The following is a 17266-nucleotide window of genomic DNA, read 5'->3' on the forward strand; positions in this document are numbered from 1 at the left end:
CGGCCACAAGGTGCAGCGCACCTCCACCTAAAGTATGAGTCGAAGACTACTACTTTGCCCGATGTGTTCCTTCCTCTCCGTGCGAAGAATAGGGGCCATGCTAAGTAATAAGTCGTTAACCCCCGTCCGGGGCTTCATGTTTCAAGGGATCCGCGAACTGCGCGTATCCCGCGGTAAGACGGCGCTTATTATCACCACCGTCCTTCTGATCACCGCGATGGTCACTCTCTTGAGCTCCCTGTCTGCAGGTCTGAGCTTCCAGTCCGCCTCCGCATTGCAGCACAAGGTCGGAAGCGACCGTCAACTCGTGCTCAACGATGCCGGCGGCACTGTGAACCTAAGTACGGGTTCTCTTAGTGACGCCCAAGCCAGCGCCGTTGAGAGCCGTGGCGGAGAGGTCGTCACGATGGCCCGCTCGAAGGATGCGGAAGGTCAGCCGTTCATTGCAATGTCCTACAAGGGTGAAAAGCCCAGTGAGGAACTCTACCTAGAGCACCAGCCCATCCACTGGATGAGTACCGATGAGGTAAAGGACCTGCCCGGCGCCTCCGCCTTCGGCGTAGTTGCTGGCGACGCAAAACCAATCAACGGGGCGGTCATGATGAAGGGCAAGGAGGCCTTAAACGCTAGCGCCTCCTACAAGGGCGAACAGTCGTCGCTGAGCCTCATGATCGTGCTGCTCTACGTCATCTCCGCCCTGGTTCTAGGTGCCTTCTTCACCGTGTGGACGATGCAGCGCCTACGAGGCGTGGCCATCACGGTCGCGCTGGGCGGCACGCGCTCCAGTATCTTGAGCGACGCGGTCGGCCAGGCGCTGGTTGTCCTAATCGTGGGCATCACGGCGGGCACCCTGATGACCGTCGGCGTCGGTGGGTTCCTGGACGGAATCCCCATGGAGGTCACCGCCAACACCACCCTCGTCCCCGCCGGCATTCTGCTGGTTGCAGGCCTCCTCGGCGCTGGCCTGTCCATCATCCCCGTTATGAAGGTCGATCCGCGAAAGGCAATGAACTCATGATCTTCCCCGCACTCGAAGTCAAGAACATCTCCCTGGAGATCACCGACGGGACCACCAAGCGCAACCTGCTGAGCGACGTCAGCTTCAACGTGGATCCCGGCGACGTCGTCGGCATCACCGGCCCCTCCGGCTCCGGAAAGTCCACCCTGCTGTCCATCATCGGCTGCCTGGAAACCGCCACCAGCGGGTCGGCCACCCTGCACGGCGAGGAGACACTGGAGCTCGGTACCGTGTCGGGTCGCCAGGCCGCCGAGATCCGCCGCCGCCACCTGGGCATTGTGTTTCAGCAGCCGAACCTCCTGCCCGCACTGAACGCTAAGGAACAGCTCATGGTGATGAGCCGCCTGGATAAGCCATTCGGTATCAGCGGAAAAGTGTGGCGTCAGCAAGAAGAGAAAGCCGAGCGCATGCTCAAGGAAGTGGGCCTGGAAGGGCGAGAGAACGCGAAGGTCTCCGAGCTTTCCGGCGGCCAGCAGGCACGCGTTAACCTGGCACGCGCAATGATGAACGACCCGGCGCTACTGCTGGTCGACGAGCCGACCGCGGCGCTGGATACCACCAACGCGCAGCGCGTCACGGAGCTGATCGTGGGTCTGGCACGCGAGCGCAACACCCCCGTGCTGTACGTGTCCCACGACCAGGAGCAGCTGGCCACGTTGGGCCGCCGCATCGAGCTGGTGGACGGCAAGGCCAGCGAGGCAGCGCCCGTGACTACTTAGTCACGCGAACGTCGGCCTTCTGGCCCTCGACGGCCTCCAGGCCTTCTTCCTCGGCGATGCGCATGGCCTCTTCGATGAGGGTCTCCACGATCTGATCCTCGGGCACGGTCTTTATGACCTCGCCCTTCACAAAGATCTGCCCCTTGCCGTTACCGGAGGCCACGCCCAGGTCGGCATCGCGGGCCTCGCCCGGGCCATTCACCACGCAGCCCATGACGGCCACGCGCAGTGGGAACTCCATGCCTTCCAGGCCAGCGGTGACCTCGTCGGCCAGCTTGTACACATCCACCTGCGCGCGACCGCACGAGGGGCAAGACACGATCTCGAGCTTGCGGGGGCGCAGGTTCAGCGACTGCAGGATTTGGTCGCCGACCTTGATCTCTTCGACTGGATCGGCGGACAGGGACACGCGGATCGTGTCGCCGATGCCCTCGGCCAGCAGCGCGCCGAAGGCGACGGAGGACTTGATGGTGCCCTGGAAGGCCGGGCCGGCCTCCGTCACGCCGAGGTGCAGCGGGTAGTCAGACTGCGCGGCCAGCTGGCGGTAGGCCTCCACCATCACGACCGGGTCGTTGTGCTTCACAGAGATGGCGATGTCGCCGAAGCCGTGCTCCTCGAACAGGCTGGCCTCCCACATGGCGGACTCGACCAGCGCTTCGGGCGTGGCCTTGCCGTACTTCTCCATGATGCGCTTATCCAGCGAACCGGCATTGACGCCAATACGGATCGGAATGCCAGCATCCCCGGCCGCCTTCGCGACCTCCTTGACCCGGCCGTCGAACTCCTTGATGTTGCCAGGGTTCACGCGCACGGCCGCGCAGCCCGCGTCGATGGCGCTGAAGATGTACTTCGGCTGGAAGTGAATGTCCGCGATGACCGGGATCGGTGACTTGGCGGCGATGGCGGGCAGCGCCTCGGCGTCCACCGTCTTCGGGCACGCCACGCGGACGATATCGCAGCCGGAGGCGGTCAGCTGGGCGATCTGCTGCAACGTCGCGTTAACGTCGTGCGTCTTCGTCGTGGTCATCGACTGCACCGAGATCGGGTGATCGCTGCCCACCCCTACCCCGCCGACCATCAGCTGGCGGGTCTTACGGCGCGGGGCCAGAACTGGGGGCGGACCGTCGGGGATACCCAGGGAAATACCAGACATGTACGAAGACAAACCTTTCAGTTGTGAATGCCGTTGAACCTTCAACAATTCTACGCGTCGTTGCAGGCGCGCAGATGTGGGCGTCAGAAAATACGGATCGGATTAACTACATCAGCGACGATGACGATAATGCCGAACACCAACAACACCGCCGTGGCCGCGTAGGTCAGGGGCATCAGCTTGGTGTAATCCGCGGGGCCACCCGGCTGCTTACCGCGCAGGCGGCGGAAGAAGTCGCGGATCTTCTCGTAGATCACCACGGCGATGTGGCCGCCGTCCAACGGTGGCAATGGCACCAGGTTGAAGGCGGCGAGGAAGAGGTTCAGGCTCGCCAGGGTCATGAGGAAGCTCATCCACTGCTGGTACTGCACTAGCTCGCCGCCGACGCGGGAGGCGCCGACCACACTCATCGGGGAATCGTCGGCGCGGTGGCCGCCGAAGATGGACTTGACCACGCCCGGCACGCGCTGCGGCAGCTCGATGAGGCCGTGGAACGTGTCATTGACCATTCCCCCGGTGAAGGACAGCGTGCCGCCCACCGCGCTGGCCGGGTTGTACTGATTGATGACGAACTTCGGCCGCTTCGCGCTGATGCCGACAGCGCCGGAGGTCATGGGGTTGCCGGCGGAGTTCAGGCGCTCCACCAGCTCGATCTGCAGGTCGAGGTTCTGGTGCTTACCTTCGCGGTCTACAACGGCGGGCACCGTAATGCGGTCGCCGACCTTCTTACCGTTGTCGGCCGCGTGCTTCGCCTCGTCGGCGATGGCCTTGGTGAAGGCCCGGAAGTCCTTTGTTTCTTCGCCGTTGACGGATAGAAAGGTGTCGCCGGTCTGGACGCCGGACTCCGCCGCCGGACCGTCGCCCGAGCACTTGGCGAGCGTGCCGTCCGAATTTTGCTTCGCCGGTGCGCACTGGGTGGATTCGACGGTGGGAGTGAACACCACGCTGCGATCCGGCAATCCCCAGGCCAAGGCCACGCCGTAGAGGATGCCCAGGGCCAGGACGATGTTCATGATGATGCCGCCAAGCATGACGAAGATGCGCCGGAGCGCCGGCTTGTCGTACATGGCGTACGGGCGCTCCTCGTCGGTCATCTCGTCCAGCTTCGTCATGCCGGCGATGTCGCAGAAACCACCCAGGGGGACACCCTTCAGGCCGTATTCGGTGTGCCCCTTGCGGAAGCTAAAGATCGTCGGGCCGAAGCCGATGAAGTAGCGCCGCACGCGCATACCCGACATGCGGGCGGCGATGAGGTGCCCGGCCTCGTGCAGGGCAATAGAGACGGCGATGCCTAGGGCGAAAAGAACTACCCCTAGTCCGAAAGCCACGTGGCCATCCTTTCATGCGCCTTGGCGCGGGCTTCGCGCTCCGCTGCCAGCACATCTTCCAGGTCGTTGGGTTCGGCGGACAGGTGTTGGCAAGCCTCCATGGTGGCCGCCACAGTATCCACAATGCGGGGGAAGCTCAGCCTGCCGTTCAGGAACTCGACGGCCGCTTCCTCGTTCGCTGCATTATAGACCGCGGGCATCGTTCCGCCGGCAGTGACGGCCTGGCGTGCCAGCGTGACGGCCGGGAAGACGTCGTCGTCCAGCGGCTCGAAATGCCAATCCGCGGCCGAGGAGAAGTCCAGCTTCGGCTGGGCATCGGCAATGCGATCTGGCCAGCCAAGGGCCAGGGAGATCGGCAGCTTCATCGACGGCGGGGAGGCCTGGGCGATCGTCGCCCCGTCGATAAAGGTGACCATGGAGTGGACGATGGACTGCGGATGGACGGTCACGTCGATTTTCTCGGCGGGAATGCCGAACAGCAGGCTGGCCTCGATCAGCTCCAGCCCCTTGTTGACCATCGTCGCGGAGTTCAGCGTGTTCATCTGGCCCATCGACCAGGTCGGGTGGTTGGCGGCCTGCAGCGGGGTGACATCCTCCAGCTGCGCGCGGGTGTAGCCGCGGAAGGGGCCACCGGAGGCGGTCAGCACCAGCGAGTCGACCTCATCCACCCGCCCGGAGCGCAGGCACTGAGCCATCGCGGAGTGCTCCGAGTCCACGGGAATCAGCTGCCCTTCCGCCGCGGCCTCGAGCACCAGCTGCCCACCGGCCACGAGGGATTCCTTGTTCGCCAGTGCCAGCTTCGCCTTCGTTCCCAAGGCGGCCAGGGTGGCGTCCAGGCCCAACGACCCCACCAGGGCGTTGAGGATCACGTCGTTCTCGGTGAGCCCCGGCCCGAGCGCCTCAACCAACTCGCGGGCGGAATCCTTGCCGCGGATGCAACGTCCCCCGCTGATCTCCCCGTCCAGCCACTCGGCTGCCCGCTCGGAGGCCACCGCCACGTGGCTGAGCTCCAACCCGAACTGGCGCACCTGTTCCGCCAGCAGCTCCGGCTTCGATCCGTGCGCGGAAATCCCGACAAGCTCGAAACGCTCCGGGTTATCCGCCATCACCTCCAAAGCTTGGGTGCCTATGGAGCCGGTACTGCCTAGAACTACTACACGCGTTTTCACGTGGCCTATTCTATTTCTTTTCTTTGGGACGCCCGCACATCCCCACCCAAAGTAGGTATTTTCCTGCCATTCCCCGCGCGCGGATAGGGACAATTGGGGTCGGGTGTGTCAAAATACGAGAGATAGAATTCTTTTGACATTCAGGAGGAAACGGTGGCGCACCACTCTAAGGAAGCTGAAGTTTACAACGGCGTATCCACCGCGGACGTACCGTCTGCGGCTTGGGGCTGGAGCGAGCTTCCGCGTCGCGGAATCATTACTGCCGGTGTAATCGGTGGCCTGTTCTTGCTGGGCATGCTGTTCGGCAACCACAAGGGCAATGTTGAGAACATCTGGCTGATCGTCCTGGCCGTCGTGGTTTTCCTCGGCTTGGGCCTGTGGCTGGCTACCCCGAAGTTCAAGCAGCGCAAGACCGTCACCGCGCGCAACAAGCCGGAAGGCCACGTCGAGCCGGTATGGTCCGCTGACCAGCTGAACCTGACCGGTGCATACTCCAACCTGAGCGACGACGAACTGCGCGCTCAGAACATCGACCCGACGACGGTCGCGCGCTAGTTTTCCTAGCGCTCTTCCGCCGCTAGCTGGCCACAGGCCGCAGCAATTTCCTGGCCCTTCGTATCGCGCACGGTGCACGGCACGCCCTGGGCCTCCACGCGGCGGACGAACTCATCCTGGCGTTCCTTCGGGGACGCATCCCACTTGGAGCCCGGAGTCGGGTTCAGTGGAATCACATTAACGTGCACCTTCGAGCCCAGCGCTCCGCGCAGCTTCTTGCCCAAGAGGTCGGCACGCCAATCCTGATCGTTCATATCTCGGATCAGGGCGTATTCAATGGATACGCGGCGCCCGGAAGTATCCGCGTAGTAGCGCGCAGCATCCAGCACTTCCTCCACCGACCAGCGGTTGTTCACCGGAACTAGCTCATCGCGCAGTTCGTCGTCGGGAGTGTGCAGGGAGACCGCGAGGCGCACCTTCATATCCTCGTCCGCCAGTTTGCGGATTGCCGGAGCCAGCCCCACCGTGGAGACGGTGATGTTGCGCTGGGAAATACCGAATCCCTCCGGCGCGGGGGCCGACACCTTACGGATGGTCTCCACCACTCGCTTGTAGTTCGCCAGCGGCTCGCCCATACCCATGAACACGATGTTGGACAGGCGCCCCTCTTCCCCATCGACTTCCCCGTCGCGCATCGCCACGGCGGCGGCGCGGGCCTGCTCCACCATCTCGCCGACGGAGAGGTTGCGGTCCAGTCCTCCCTGACCGGTAGCGCAGAACGGGCAGGCCATTCCGCAGCCAGCCTGAGAGGAAATGCACAGCGTCGCGCGCCCCGGGTAGCGCATCAGCACGCTCTCCAGCATCGTGCCGTCGTGCAGCTGCCAGAGCGTCTTGCGCGTTTCGCCGTCGTCGGCCTCCATGTTGCGCAGCGGGCGCATCAGTTCGGGGAACAGTGCCTCCTTCACCGCCGCTCGCTTCGCCTCTGGCAGGTCCGTCATCTCCATCGGGTCGCCCTGCAGGCGCCCGTAGTATTGACGCCGAATCTGGTCAGCCCGGAACTTCGGCAAACCGAGCTCCTGGACTTTCTGCTGCAGAGTTTCCTGATCTAGATCCGCCATGTGTGCAGGCGGCATGCCCCTTTTAGGCGCGGCGAACTGAAGTTTCACTGGTGTAGCCATAATGCGCCCATTATTGCACGTACCGGGGGTAACCCTCACATCGCCAAAATCTGAAGTGCGCCCGGATATGCCGTTGAATGGGAGGTATGAACGACAATATGAACCGCCCGCCCATGCCAGAGAACAACGCTCAGCCCGTTGGCAACGAGCCAGTGCAGGGACCGCCGGCTGGGGTGGAGCCGGCGGCGTCAACACCAAAGAACCCCGAAGAACACCGCGAAGTACAGAAGTCGCTGGCAGGCACGACGTGGGTCGGCCTGATTGTGGGTGTGCTGCTGCTGATCCTGCTGCTGGTGTTCATCCTGCAGAATCAGGAGTCCGTGGAGCTGCAGCTGCTGGGCTGGACGATGACCTTCCCGATCGGCGTGGGCATGCTGATTGCCGCGATCGTCGGCGCGCTAATTATGGCGCTGGTCGGTGGCGTGCGCATCATCCAGCTGCGCAAGCAGGTCACCCGCTAGGGGGCTACACGCCGCTCAGCATATTCAGCACCACCCAGGTGATCATCGCCGACGGCAACATGCCGTCCAGGCGATCCATCAAACCACCGTGGCCCGGCAGCATGCCGGACATGTCCTTGATGCCGAGGTCGCGCTTGAACTGCGACTCCACAAGATCGCCGAGGGTAGCGCAGCAAGCCAGACCCGGCCCCAACAGCAGCCCCACCCAGAACGGGCCGGAGAGCAGCAGAGTCACACACGCCACGCCGATGGCGGTGGACAAAATCAGCGAGCCGACAAAGCCTTCCCAGGACTTCTTCGGGCTCACCGCGGGAGCCATCGAGTGCGAACCGAAGAGCACGCCTGCGATATAACCACCGACGTCGGAACCGACGACGCACAGCATAAACGTGACGATAAAGGCCCAGCCATCAATGTGATCGCGTTGCATGCGCGACAGCATGGCGGCGAAACTGCCGAACAGGGGTATCCACGTCAGCAGGAAAATGCCAACCGCCGTGTCGCGCAGATAGTTATGCGGCGGCGAAGAACGGCCGTGGTGAAACAGGCGCGTGACCATCACCAGCAAAACACTGATGACGAACCCTCCCAGCGCGCCCGTCGGCCCGAATGGCCACGACAGCCACACGATCACCTGAGATCCCAGGATCAGAACCGGCAGGTTCAGTACGTATCCGGCCTCGTACAGTCGGCGCCACACTTCGTACACTGCCAGGGACAGAGCCAGGGCGACCAGTGGATACCAGGCGAAGGGCGTGAACAGCCCCCCGATTGCGATGGCGCCCAAGAACACGCCGACCGCGATTGCCTGCTTTAGGTCGCGGCCGGCGCTGTTCTTGGGCTTCGGGCGAGCAACGATGAGTACAGAACCTTTCTTGCGCCGAGGAGGTCCTCTTTAGACCTCGAGCAGTTCCTTCTCCTTGGCCTCCACCAGGGCGTCGACCTGCTCGACGTAGTTGTGGGTGATCTTCTCCAGATCCTTCTCCGCCGCGCGGACTTCGTCCTCGCCGGCCTCGCCGTCCTTCTGGATCTTGCCCAGCTGCTCCATGCCCTTGCGGCGGATGTTGCGGATGGCGATCTTCGCGTCCTCGCCCTTGGACTTGGCCACCTTGACCATTTCCTTGCGGCGCTCCTCGGTGAGCTGCGGGATGGTTACGCGCAGCACCTGGCCGTCGTTGGTGGGGTTGACGCCCAAGTCGGAGTTGCGGATAGCGTTCTCAATCTCTCCCATGGTGGACTGCTCGTAGGGCTTGATCAGCAGCATGCGGGGCTCCGGCACGCTGATGGTGGCCATCTGGGTAATCGGGGTGGGAACCCCGTAGTACTCGGCTACCACGCCGTTGAACATCGACGGGTTCGCGCGACCGGTACGAATGGTCGTCAGGTCTTCGCGAGCGTGCTCCACAGAGCTAGTCATGCGCTCTTCGGATTCAAGCAGAATATCGTCAATCATGTTTAAGAATTTACCAGTCTACGGTGGGGAAAGTGTTGAGTGACCCGCTTGTATGGCTAGCTGGTGCGGACGTTACTGTCGACCAAGGTGCCGATGCGCTCGCCGGCGACCGCGCGGGCGATGTTGCCCTCGGTAAGCAGGTTGAACACCAGGATCGGCATCTTGTTGTCCATGCAGAGGGAGAACGCGGTGGCGTCTGCGACCTTCAAGCCCTTCTCGATGACCTCCCATGGGGTGATCTCGTGGAACAGCTCCGCGTCCGGGTTGGTGCGCGGGTCGTCGCTGTACACGCCGTCGACGGCCTTGGCCATCAGCAGGACCTCGCAGCCGATTTCCAGGGCACGCTGGGCGGCCGTGGTGTCGGTGGAGAAGTACGGCATGCCCATGCCTGCACCGAAGATAACCACGCGTCCCTTTTCGAGGTGGCGGCGTGCGCGCAGAGGCAAGTAGGGCTCTGCGACCTGGGTCATCTGGATGGCGGTCTGTACGCGGCAGTCCACGCCCTCCTGCTCCAGGAAGTCCTGTAGAGCCAGGCAGTTCATCACCGTGCCGAGCATTCCCATGTAGTCGGAGCGGGAGCGCTCCAGGCCGCGCTGCTGCAGCTCGGCACCGCGGAAGAAGTTACCGCCGCCGATAACCACGGCTACTTCTACGCCGGACTTGGAGACTTCCGCGATCTGCCGTGCGACGTTCTGAACGACGTCGGGGTCGATGCCGACCTTTCCTCCGCCGAACATCTCACCCCCCAGCTTCAACATAACGCGCTTGTAGCCTTCGCGGTTTTCGGCTGTACTCACCGGGGTTTGCTCCTTGAGGTAGACGTGTTTGGCACTGGTGGTCATAATACCCCACCCGCACACACAAAAGAGGCCCCGGCACCCATTCGTGTGCCGGAGCCTCTGCCGAAAAAATTTTCGGAGTGTGCAGACCTTAAGCCTGGCCAACCTCGAAGCGCTTGAAGCCCTTCAGGGTCACGCCGGCCTCGTCCATAACCTGCTTAACAGACTTCTTGGACTCGGTGACGGACGGCTGATCCAGCAGGCAAACGTCCTTGAAGTAGCCCTTCAGGCGACCCTCGATGATGTTCGGCAGTGCCTTCTCCGGCTTGCCCTCCTCGCGAGCGGTAGCCTCGGCGATCTCGCGCTCCTTGGCAACGGTCTCGGCCGGAACCTCGTCGCTGCTCAGGTACTTAGCCTTCAGAGCGGCAACCTGCATAGCGGCAGCCTTGGCAGCACCCTCGTCGTCGCCCTCGTAGGAAACCAGAACGCCAACTGCCGGCGGCAGGTCAGCGGAGCGGTGGTGCTTGTAAACAGCAACCTTGTCGCCCTCGATGGTGGTGGCGCGCTTCAGCTCCAGCTTCTCACCGATCTTTGCGGACAGCTGCTGCAGTGCGTCGACAGCCTTCTGGCCGTCAACCTCAACTGCCTCGAGCTCTTCGCGGGAGTTTGCCTTGGCCTCGGCAGCTGCTGCAGCTACCTTGTCGGCGAACTCGATGAACTCGGCGTTCTTTGCCACGAAGTCGGTCTCAGCGTTGACCTCGATCATGGTGTTGCCGGAGATAGCGATCAGGCCCTCGGAAGCGGAGCGCTCTGCGCGCTTGCCAACGTCCTTTGCACCCTTGATGCGCAGGATCTCGATGGCCTTGTCGAAGTCGCCTGCGGCTTCTTCCAGGGCCTTCTTGCAGTCCATCATGCCGGAGCCGGTGATCTCGCGGAGCTTCTTAACGTCTGCAGCGGTGTAGTTCGCCATGTGGGGCGATCCTCCTTCTGGTGGAAGTACTAATGGTGGCTGAAATTACAGTTTCTAAACTCAGTCCTGTTTTCCAGCCTAGGTTACAAGTAACGCCCACGCCCGTTGGACACGGGATTCAATCTGTGTCCCATACGGGGGTGGGCGCTTTATAGCTGTTCTACAACAGCTTATGCCTCAGACTTTTCCTCGGCGGTCTCAGCCTCAGCCGGAGCCTCGGTCTTCTCAGCCTCAGCCGGAGCCTTGTCAGCGTCGCCTGCAGCTTCCTTTGCAGCAGCTTCCTGGCGCTCGGCGCGTGCCTGGCGGCCGGCCTCAACAGCGGAGGAAATGATGCTGGTCAGCAGGTTTGCGGAACGGATGGCATCGTCGTTGCCCGGGATCGGGTAGTCGACAACGTCCGGGTCGCAGTTGGTATCCAGGATTGCGACAACCGGGATGTTCAGCTTCTGCGCCTCGGAGACAGCGATGTGCTCCTTGTTGGTGTCAACGATCCACAGTGCGGACGGGGTCTTGGTCATGTCCGCGATACCGCCCAGGACGCGCTCCAGCTTGTTGCGCTCGCGGGTCAGCATCAGAACTTCCTTCTTGGTGCGGCCCTTGTAGCCGTCCTCAGCTGCGTCCATTGCCTGCAGTTCCTTCAGGCGGTGCAGACGCTTAGCAACGGTCTGGAAGTTGGTCAGCATGCCGCCCAGCCAGCGGTGGTTGACGTAAGGCATGCCAACACGCTCAGCCTCGTTAGCAACTGCTTCCTGAGCCTGCTTCTTGGTGCCGACGTACAGGATGTTGCCGCCGTGGGCGACGGTCTCCTTGACGAACTCGTAAGCCTCATCGATGTAGGTCAGGGTCTGCTGCAGGTCGATGATGTAGATGCCGTTGCGGTCGGTGAAGATGAAGCGCTTCATCTTCGGGTTCCAACGACGGGTCTGGTGACCGAAGTGGACACCAGCGTCCAGCAGCTCGCGCATAGTAACAACAGCCATGGTGTTACAGGGGCGTATTTCTTCTAGCCGGCCGTGTGGTCGGCGCCGCCCCTTCCTCGCTTTCAAAGTTTAGGGTTTGACGGTTTTCTTCACGATGCACTCGACACTCACTGTACGTGCGTGGCTTATGCACCATCCTGGCAGATACTTCCCCGGTGTAGCTGTGACTCGCCATGTTCGCCCGCCGTCGTTAGCGGGACCGTGCTGGTGAGCCATTGTGTGGGGTGCGAATTATCTACGCGTAGTCAGTAGCCTTGCTCTACCCCACGGTCTTCGCGAAACCGCTTGCCCTCCATGTGAATGTCACATGCGAGTTGCATGAGGACGAGCCCGGACATACTGCGACTGCTACCCTACCCCCACTCACGCTGCTGAAACAAGTCCACCCGCGCGTGTCCTGTGGACAACTTTTAGTTATCCACAACCTCACGCCTATGCCCTTTCTTTTTTATGACGCCCCCACGCATCATCTTTAACCATGATCCCACGGCTTAACCGCACCCTCTACCTCACTCTTGCACTGGTCTTCTTCTGTGCGGGCGTTCCGTTATCCCCTGCGCCCTCTGCCCTATCCCAATCTGCAGAGCCCCAATCTGCAACGATTCAATCAGATTCACCCCGCATCGTCCGCTCCCACCGACTGCCCACAGCGAAGCATGCGCAGGTGATCCGCGCTGCGGACATTCCGGACGCGGTCTGGAAGCCCGGGCACCGTGGCGTGGATCTGCAAGCCGCGCCCGGCCAGGTGATCGTGGCCAGCAGGGGTGGCATCGTGGCCTTCGCTGGCGTGGTGGCGGGCACTCCTGTGGTCTCGATCAGCCATTCGGATGGCATTCGCACCACGTATGAGCCGGTGCTCGCCCGCGTCCGTGCGGGGCAAAAGGTCCGCCGGGGCGAGGCCATTGGAGTGCTGGCGGATGCCACTGCCCTGCCCGACTACGCCCGCAGTTCCCCCGGACTGTCCTGGGGCGCCAAGCTGGAGGACAAGAGGAGGGTCTATATCGACCCAATGACTCTGCTCGGCAGCGTGCGGGTCAGGCTCTGGGATGCGCCTGGTTAAACACGGCCTTCAGCCGTTCTGTACCCACGTGAGTATAGATCTGCGTGGTGGACATGTTGGCGTGGCCGAGCAGCTCCTGCACTACTCGCAGATCTGCACCGCCCTCGAGGATTGCCGTGGCCGCGGAGTGCCGCAGGCCGTGCGGCGACAGGCGCGGGCCAGGGCCTGCCTGGGTTACGCGGTTCACAACGGTGCGCACTTGGCGGGGGTCGATCCTCTTGCCTCTAGTCCCGACGAATAGTGCCGGGGTTCCCTTGGCCATAGTGGTGCGAGCCGAAAGCCACTGTTCCAAAGCAGCCGAGACCGTAGCGCCGAAGGGCACAACCCGGGTCTTGTTGCCCTTACCCGTGACCCGGAGGAGGTTATTGGAGAAATCCACATCGTCAACGTCGCACCCCGCCAGTTCCGATACGCGGATACCGGTGGCGTAGAGCAGCTCGACCATCGCCCAGTCGCGGATGCTCTGCGGGTCGGAATCCTGCGGTTCCGTGCGCAAGCTGTCCGTGCGCAAGCCGTCCAGCAAGTCGGCGGCCTGATCGGCCCGCAACACGCGCGGAAGCGTGCGCTGCGGCTTGGGTGCCTTCAGCGCTGCGACGGGGTTGGCCTGCACGAATCCACGGTGGGCCAGGAACGCCCCGAAACCGCGCATGCTGGAGGCCAGACGGGACAGGCTGGCCCTGCTGGCGCCGTTATCGACCGCCCAGCCGAGCACGTCTCGGGCGCGGTCGAGGTCGAATTGTTCGATGCGTTCCAGACCCTCCAGAGCGCTGTCTAGGTCCCGTCGGTAAGCGCGGATTGTGTTCTCGCTGCGCCCCACGACGTGGCGCAGGTGCTGTTCGTAGTCGTCCAGCGCAGACCACAGCGGCGCCGTGGTGCCAGTGGGACGAGAGTTGTTCATGTGACCAATTTAGCTGGTCACTCGACCCTAATCCAGCGATCGGCCTCTCGGCGAAGCCTGCCCATCCCCTCCAAGTCGCGCAGGCAACGGATCACCGTGCGCGCGGGCAAACCGGTGGCCTCCACCAACTGGGGCAGCCGGCCTTCGGGACCGCGGCCGCTGGGGAGGGCGGCGGCGTCGATAACCGCGACATGTTCCCAATTCAACAGCTCGGAGCGATCCTCCGCACCAAACCCCAAGGCCATCTGCTCGCCGAGGGGACTGAGCTCCTCGATGAGGTCGCGGGCGCTGACGGCCAGGGTGGCGCGCGACGTGCGGATGCGTTCGAGACACCCCAGCGAGGCATGCGAGGTGACGGGGCCGGGGACGGCGAAGGTCGGCTTCACGAAGGCCTCGGCCCAGTTCAGGGTGTTCAGTGCGCCGCTGCGCAGGGGCGCCTCCACGACCAGGGTTGCCTGGCTGAGAGCCGCGGCCAAACGGTTACGGGTGAGGAAGCGATGGCGAGCCGGCGGAGTGCCCGGCGGATACTCGCTAATGAGGAGTCCACCGGCGGCGACGATCTGCTCGAACAGCTCCGCGTGCGCCTTGGGATAGGGCACGTCAAGGCCACATGCCATGACCACCAGGGTGGGAATCTGGGACTGCAACGCCGCGCGATGGACGAGTGCGTCGATACCGATCGCGCCGCCGGAGATCAGGCTGAAGCCCGCATCCGCCAGGTCTCCTGCAAAGGACTTGGTAACCTGCTCGCCGTAGCGCGTGGCCGCGCGGGTGCCGACGACCGTGACGGAACGGCGCACGGCCGTGTCCAGACGCATATCGCCGCGCACCCACAGGGCGAAAGGAGCGGCAGCCTGGCCACGGACGGAAGAATCATGATCCGCGCCCGAATCCGCCATGCGGACGAAGCTGGCGGTCAGTTCCGTAGGCCACTCGTCATCCTCTGGCGTTACCAGGCGCCAGCCGCGGGCAGCCGCGAGCTCCGCGTCGGCCGTGGGGTCGTGGTCGTAGCGCTGGGAGGTCGCGTCGGCCAGAGCATCGGGCAGGGTCCCAGCCCGGCGCGCCAGGGCATCGGCTACGGCCCGCACCTGGGAGGGGCCGGCCTGATCCCAGCCGTCGGGCCAGAGCATGTCCAGCAGGTCCACGCGGGAGGCCTCAACGACTCGCCGCACGTAGGCCCACGCTAAAGAATTTTTTTGAGTAGTCATCGCTGTGCCTCCGCTGGTTCTCTACTCGCCGGTTCTCTGCTCGCTAGCTCGCTGTCTGCGCCGAATAGTTCGACCGCGTCGCTGATGTGGCCCAGATGCGGGGCGGCGGCGTGGTCCAAGTCCGCAAGGGTCCAGGCAACGCGAATGGCGCGGTCCACTCCCCGCTGTGTGATGGTGCCGGTGCGCAGCATGTCCTCCAGCAGTAGCGAGCCGGATTCGTCCACTCCGACCTGGCGCAAAATTTTTCCGGGCACCAGCGCGTTACTAGCGGCGCCCCATCGCTGTCGGGCACGATCCCGGGCCTCGGCCACCCGCTGGGCTACGGTGGCGCTGGGCTCTCCAAAATTTTTAAGCCCCTCGATCTGCGGCTTGCCGGTGGTGGCTGCGAACACGTCCACGCGATCCCGCAGCGGTCCGGATAGCTTCGCCTGATACCGGCTACGAATGCCCGACGGGCAGCGGCAATCTATGGGCAGCTCCGCCCCGCATGGGCAGGGGTTTGCGGCCAGCACCAGCTGAAAATCGGCGGGGAAGCTGGAAATCCTCTGCGCGCGCATGAGCTCTACGCGCCGCTGCTCCATCGGCACGCGCAGACATTCCAAGGAATCTCGGCGTGCCTCGGCGACCTCGTCGATAAACAACACTCCGTGGTGTGCCAGGCTCACCGCCCCGGGCACCGGGATCCGCCCGCCGCCGATCAGGGCCGCTGGTGTGACGTTGTGGTGTGGGGCGATGAACGGCCGTTGCCCCGCAAGTACCTCCGGCAGGTTCCCCTTCACCCCGGCCAACGAGTGGACGCTGGCGGCCTCTATGCGCTCGCTGTCCGTCATCGGTGGCAGAATCCCCGGCAACCGTTCGGCCAACATGGATTTGCCACTGCCTGGCGGCCCGGTCAGCAGCAAGTTATGGCCTCCGGCTGCGGCGACCTCCACGGCCCGGCACGCGGCAGGCTGCCCCAGAACGTCCGCCAGATCCCCCACCGGGCGGGGTGCAGCGTGCTCCCCCGGGCACGCTTCCGGCAACACCCCACCGCGCAGCCAGTCGATCACCCCGCCCAGGTTGCGGGCGACCAGGACAGTGATGGATCCGTCGACGGCAGCGGCTGCCTCGGCAGCTTCGGCCTCATTGCCGACGGGCACCACGACGGTGGAAAAGCCCTCCATCGCTGCGGCCAGCACCAGTGCGAATACCCCCTGCACCGGACGGACCTGCCCGTCCAGTCCCAGCTCCCCCACTAGGACTGCACCCGAAAGCCTCCCCGCCCCCAGCGCATCGTCAGCGACCGCCGACAACATCGCGCACACCATCGCCAGGTCGTAACCCGCCCCCTGCTTCGGCAACCCGGCAGGCGATAGGCTCATGACAGTCCGCGACCCCGGCCACCCCACGCCGGAGTTCTTCAGCGCCGAACGGATGCGATCCTTCGCCTGCACCACTGCGGTATCCCCCATACCGACGATCGAGATGCCGGGAAGCCCCCTACTCACATCACACTCGACGGTGATCACCGTCCGCCGTGTCCCTTCCAACGCAATCGACTGCGCGTGCCCCACGGCCACTGGTCACCACACCCCTTCGACGTGCTCGCGTACCCCATCGGGACCAACATCGATCACGTCCACGCGCAGTCCCCCAGAAAACTGCACCCCCTCGCGGTTCTGTTCCAACCACAATCCGGCCAGCGTGCGGATCCGCCTCAGTTTCCGCGGCCCCACCGCCGCCACTCCGCCCCCGTCGGAGTCCGAAGTACGATACTTCACCTCGATAAAAGCCAGGCCGTCCTCGGGTGTCCGCGCCACCACGTCCAGCTCCCCGTAGCGGGTATAGAAGTTCCGATCCAGCACCTCGTACCCCGCCCGCTGTAGATACTCGGTGGCCAGACTCTCCCCCGCGTCGCCCACCGCGCGCTTGTTTACCGCCATTGCGTCCCCTTCTTGATACCGGCGCCGACCCCCACGGTCGGCACCTGGTTCACAAGTGTGGGGCATTATCCCCGCAAGGGGGCGTCACTAAACAAACAAGAACAACAAAAGCCCAGGGGGCTGTGGAAAACCCCTGGGCTGTGAGTTCACAAGAGAAAACGCAGGTCAGTCCGGCAACTGCAGCTCGGGCTTGTCGAGCTCCTCGATGTTGACGTCCTTGTAGGTAATCACGCGCACGTAGCGGACGAAACGGGCGGGGCGGTACATGTCCCACACCCAAGCGTCGGACATGCGGACCTCGTAGTAGACCTCGCCGCCGGAGTTACGCGGGATCAGCTCCACGGCGTTGGCCAGGTAGAAGCGGCGCTCGGTCTCCACCACATAGGAAAACTGGCTGACCACGTCGCGGTACTCGCGGTACATCGACAGCTCGACGTTTGCTTCGTAGTCGTCTAGTTCCTCAGCGCTCACGAAC

General features: G+C 63.6%; 19 protein-coding genes. 5 read left to right on the forward strand and 14 right to left on the reverse strand.

The features are described 5' to 3' along the window. Window positions 1-136 precede the first annotated feature (136 nt). A complete protein-coding gene (locus tag HMPREF2678_RS06855; RefSeq protein ID WP_070551557.1) occupies window positions 137-1018 on the forward strand; it encodes an FtsX-like permease family protein in 882 nt (293 codons plus the stop codon). Then, on the forward strand, window positions 1015-1737 hold the full coding sequence (locus HMPREF2678_RS06860; protein ID WP_070551558.1) for an ABC transporter ATP-binding protein: 723 nt from the start codon (window positions 1015-1017) through the stop codon (window positions 1735-1737). The genes HMPREF2678_RS06855 and HMPREF2678_RS06860 overlap by 4 nt, the downstream gene beginning before the upstream one ends. On the opposite strand, the gene ispG is transcribed toward HMPREF2678_RS06860, so the two are convergent. From ispG to dxr, 3 genes are all read right to left on the reverse strand, one after another. Further along, a complete protein-coding gene (gene ispG, locus HMPREF2678_RS06865) occupies window positions 1730-2890 on the reverse strand; it encodes a flavodoxin-dependent (E)-4-hydroxy-3-methylbut-2-enyl-diphosphate synthase (protein WP_034972946.1) in 1161 nt (386 codons plus the stop codon). The genes HMPREF2678_RS06860 and ispG overlap by 8 nt on opposite strands. An 83-nt stretch (window positions 2891-2973) precedes the next feature. Continuing rightward, window positions 2974-4218 carry a M50 family metallopeptidase gene (locus HMPREF2678_RS06870; protein WP_070551559.1) on the reverse strand — a complete coding sequence of 415 codons (1245 nt, stop codon included), beginning with the start codon at window positions 4216-4218 and terminating at the stop codon, window positions 2974-2976. Further along, complete coding sequence (gene dxr / locus HMPREF2678_RS06875; protein WP_371325838.1) at window positions 4203-5387, reverse strand: 1-deoxy-D-xylulose-5-phosphate reductoisomerase; 1185 nt, start codon at window positions 5385-5387, stop codon at window positions 4203-4205. The genes HMPREF2678_RS06870 and dxr overlap by 16 nt, the downstream gene beginning before the upstream one ends. Window positions 5388-5540: 153 nt before the next feature. On the opposite strand from dxr, the gene HMPREF2678_RS06880 reads away from it, so the two are divergent. Beyond that, window positions 5541-5942 carry a DUF2631 domain-containing protein gene (locus HMPREF2678_RS06880; protein WP_034970539.1) on the forward strand — a complete coding sequence of 134 codons (402 nt, stop codon included), beginning with the start codon at window positions 5541-5543 and terminating at the stop codon, window positions 5940-5942. Window positions 5943-5947: 5 nt separating this feature from the next. Here the strand turns inward: HMPREF2678_RS06880 and rlmN are convergent, their stop codons facing one another. Continuing rightward, on the reverse strand, window positions 5948-7060 hold the full coding sequence (gene rlmN, locus HMPREF2678_RS06885) for a dual-specificity RNA methyltransferase RlmN (RefSeq protein WP_034972950.1): 1113 nt from the start codon (window positions 7058-7060) through the stop codon (window positions 5948-5950). A gap of 77 nt (window positions 7061-7137) precedes the next feature. On the opposite strand from rlmN, the gene HMPREF2678_RS06890 reads away from it, so the two are divergent. After that, a complete protein-coding gene (locus HMPREF2678_RS06890; RefSeq protein WP_034970532.1) occupies window positions 7138-7521 on the forward strand; it encodes a LapA family protein in 384 nt (127 codons plus the stop codon). A gap of 4 nt (window positions 7522-7525) precedes the next feature. On the opposite strand, the gene HMPREF2678_RS06895 is transcribed toward HMPREF2678_RS06890, so the two are convergent. The 5 genes from HMPREF2678_RS06895 to rpsB form a co-directional block, all read right to left on the reverse strand. Next, on the reverse strand, window positions 7526-8380 hold the full coding sequence (locus HMPREF2678_RS06895; protein ID WP_034970530.1) for a phosphatidate cytidylyltransferase: 855 nt from the start codon (window positions 8378-8380) through the stop codon (window positions 7526-7528). A gap of 36 nt (window positions 8381-8416) precedes the next feature. Next, the gene (gene frr / locus HMPREF2678_RS06900; protein WP_034972954.1) at window positions 8417-8974 is read right to left on the reverse strand and encodes a ribosome recycling factor; all 558 of its coding nucleotides are present in this window, start codon (window positions 8972-8974) and stop codon (window positions 8417-8419) included. Between the two features lie 56 nt (window positions 8975-9030). After that, complete coding sequence (gene pyrH / locus HMPREF2678_RS06905; RefSeq protein ID WP_222866530.1) at window positions 9031-9732, reverse strand: UMP kinase; 702 nt, start codon at window positions 9730-9732, stop codon at window positions 9031-9033. A 172-nt stretch (window positions 9733-9904) separates the two neighbouring features. Then, entirely contained in the window at window positions 9905-10723 is an 819-nt protein-coding gene (gene tsf / locus HMPREF2678_RS06910; protein WP_034970521.1) for a translation elongation factor Ts, read from the reverse strand. A 170-nt stretch (window positions 10724-10893) separates the two neighbouring features. Next, a complete protein-coding gene (gene rpsB, locus HMPREF2678_RS06915) occupies window positions 10894-11703 on the reverse strand; it encodes a 30S ribosomal protein S2 (protein ID WP_034972955.1) in 810 nt (269 codons plus the stop codon). 478 nt (window positions 11704-12181) lie between these two features. Between rpsB and HMPREF2678_RS06920 the strand changes: the two genes are divergently transcribed. Next, a complete protein-coding gene (locus HMPREF2678_RS06920) occupies window positions 12182-12763 on the forward strand; it encodes a M23 family metallopeptidase (RefSeq protein WP_043012568.1) in 582 nt (193 codons plus the stop codon). On the opposite strand, the gene HMPREF2678_RS06925 is transcribed toward HMPREF2678_RS06920, so the two are convergent. The 5 genes from HMPREF2678_RS06925 to HMPREF2678_RS06945 all read right to left on the reverse strand — a co-directional run bounded on the left by HMPREF2678_RS06925 (window position 12738) and on the right by HMPREF2678_RS06945 (window position 17262). Beyond that, the gene (locus tag HMPREF2678_RS06925) at window positions 12738-13661 is read right to left on the reverse strand and encodes a tyrosine recombinase XerC (protein ID WP_034970511.1); all 924 of its coding nucleotides are present in this window, start codon (window positions 13659-13661) and stop codon (window positions 12738-12740) included. The genes HMPREF2678_RS06920 and HMPREF2678_RS06925 overlap by 26 nt on opposite strands. A gap of 17 nt (window positions 13662-13678) precedes the next feature. Continuing rightward, a complete protein-coding gene (gene dprA / locus HMPREF2678_RS06930; RefSeq protein WP_070551560.1) occupies window positions 13679-14869 on the reverse strand; it encodes a DNA-processing protein DprA in 1191 nt (396 codons plus the stop codon). Next, window positions 14866-16428 (reverse strand): YifB family Mg chelatase-like AAA ATPase, encoded by a 1563-nt coding sequence (locus HMPREF2678_RS06935; protein ID WP_070551561.1) that lies wholly within the window; start codon window positions 16426-16428, stop codon window positions 14866-14868. Before HMPREF2678_RS06935 ends, dprA begins: the two co-directional genes overlap by 4 nt. A gap of 3 nt (window positions 16429-16431) precedes the next feature. Then, window positions 16432-16791 (reverse strand): YraN family protein, encoded by a 360-nt coding sequence (locus tag HMPREF2678_RS06940; RefSeq protein ID WP_051873926.1) that lies wholly within the window; start codon window positions 16789-16791, stop codon window positions 16432-16434. A 165-nt stretch (window positions 16792-16956) separates the two neighbouring features. Then, window positions 16957-17262 carry a DUF2469 domain-containing protein gene (locus HMPREF2678_RS06945; protein WP_005295294.1) on the reverse strand — a complete coding sequence of 102 codons (306 nt, stop codon included), beginning with the start codon at window positions 17260-17262 and terminating at the stop codon, window positions 16957-16959. Window positions 17263-17266: the final 4 nt, after the last annotated feature.

It is taken from the genome of Corynebacterium sp. HMSC058E07 (assembly GCF_001809885.1).
Taxonomy (GTDB): Bacteria; Actinomycetota; Actinomycetes; order Mycobacteriales; family Mycobacteriaceae; genus Corynebacterium; species Corynebacterium macclintockiae.

What these genes read in the sequence shown, in the direction of transcription:
- HMPREF2678_RS06855 (WP_070551557.1), top strand. Translation starts at nt 137, where the DNA reads ATGTTTCAAGGGATCCGCGAACTGCGCGTATCCCGCGGTAAGACGGCG.
- HMPREF2678_RS06860 (WP_070551558.1), top strand. Translation starts at nt 1,015, where the DNA reads ATGATCTTCCCCGCACTCGAAGTCAAGAACATCTCCCTGGAGATCACC.
- ispG (WP_034972946.1), bottom strand. Translation starts at nt 2,890, where the DNA reads ATGTCTGGTATTTCCCTGGGTATCCCCGACGGTCCGCCCCCAGTTCTG.
- rlmN (WP_034972950.1), bottom strand. Translation starts at nt 7,060, where the DNA reads ATGGCTACACCAGTGAAACTTCAGTTCGCCGCGCCTAAAAGGGGCATG.
- HMPREF2678_RS06890 (WP_034970532.1), top strand. Translation starts at nt 7,138, where the DNA reads ATGGGAGGTATGAACGACAATATGAACCGCCCGCCCATGCCAGAGAAC.
- frr (WP_034972954.1), bottom strand. Translation starts at nt 8,974, where the DNA reads ATGATTGACGATATTCTGCTTGAATCCGAAGAGCGCATGACTAGCTCT.
- pyrH (WP_222866530.1), bottom strand. Translation starts at nt 9,732, where the DNA reads ATGTTGAAGCTGGGGGGTGAGATGTTCGGCGGAGGAAAGGTCGGCATC.
- tsf (WP_034970521.1), bottom strand. Translation starts at nt 10,723, where the DNA reads ATGGCGAACTACACCGCTGCAGACGTTAAGAAGCTCCGCGAGATCACC.
- rpsB (WP_034972955.1), bottom strand. Translation starts at nt 11,703, where the DNA reads ATGGCTGTTGTTACTATGCGCGAGCTGCTGGACGCTGGTGTCCACTTC.
- HMPREF2678_RS06920 (WP_043012568.1), top strand. Translation starts at nt 12,182, where the DNA reads ATGATCCCACGGCTTAACCGCACCCTCTACCTCACTCTTGCACTGGTC.
- HMPREF2678_RS06925 (WP_034970511.1), bottom strand. Translation starts at nt 13,661, where the DNA reads ATGAACAACTCTCGTCCCACTGGCACCACGGCGCCGCTGTGGTCTGCG.
- dprA (WP_070551560.1), bottom strand. Translation starts at nt 14,869, where the DNA reads ATGACTACTCAAAAAAATTCTTTAGCGTGGGCCTACGTGCGGCGAGTC.
- HMPREF2678_RS06940 (WP_051873926.1), bottom strand. Translation starts at nt 16,791, where the DNA reads ATGGCGGTAAACAAGCGCGCGGTGGGCGACGCGGGGGAGAGTCTGGCC.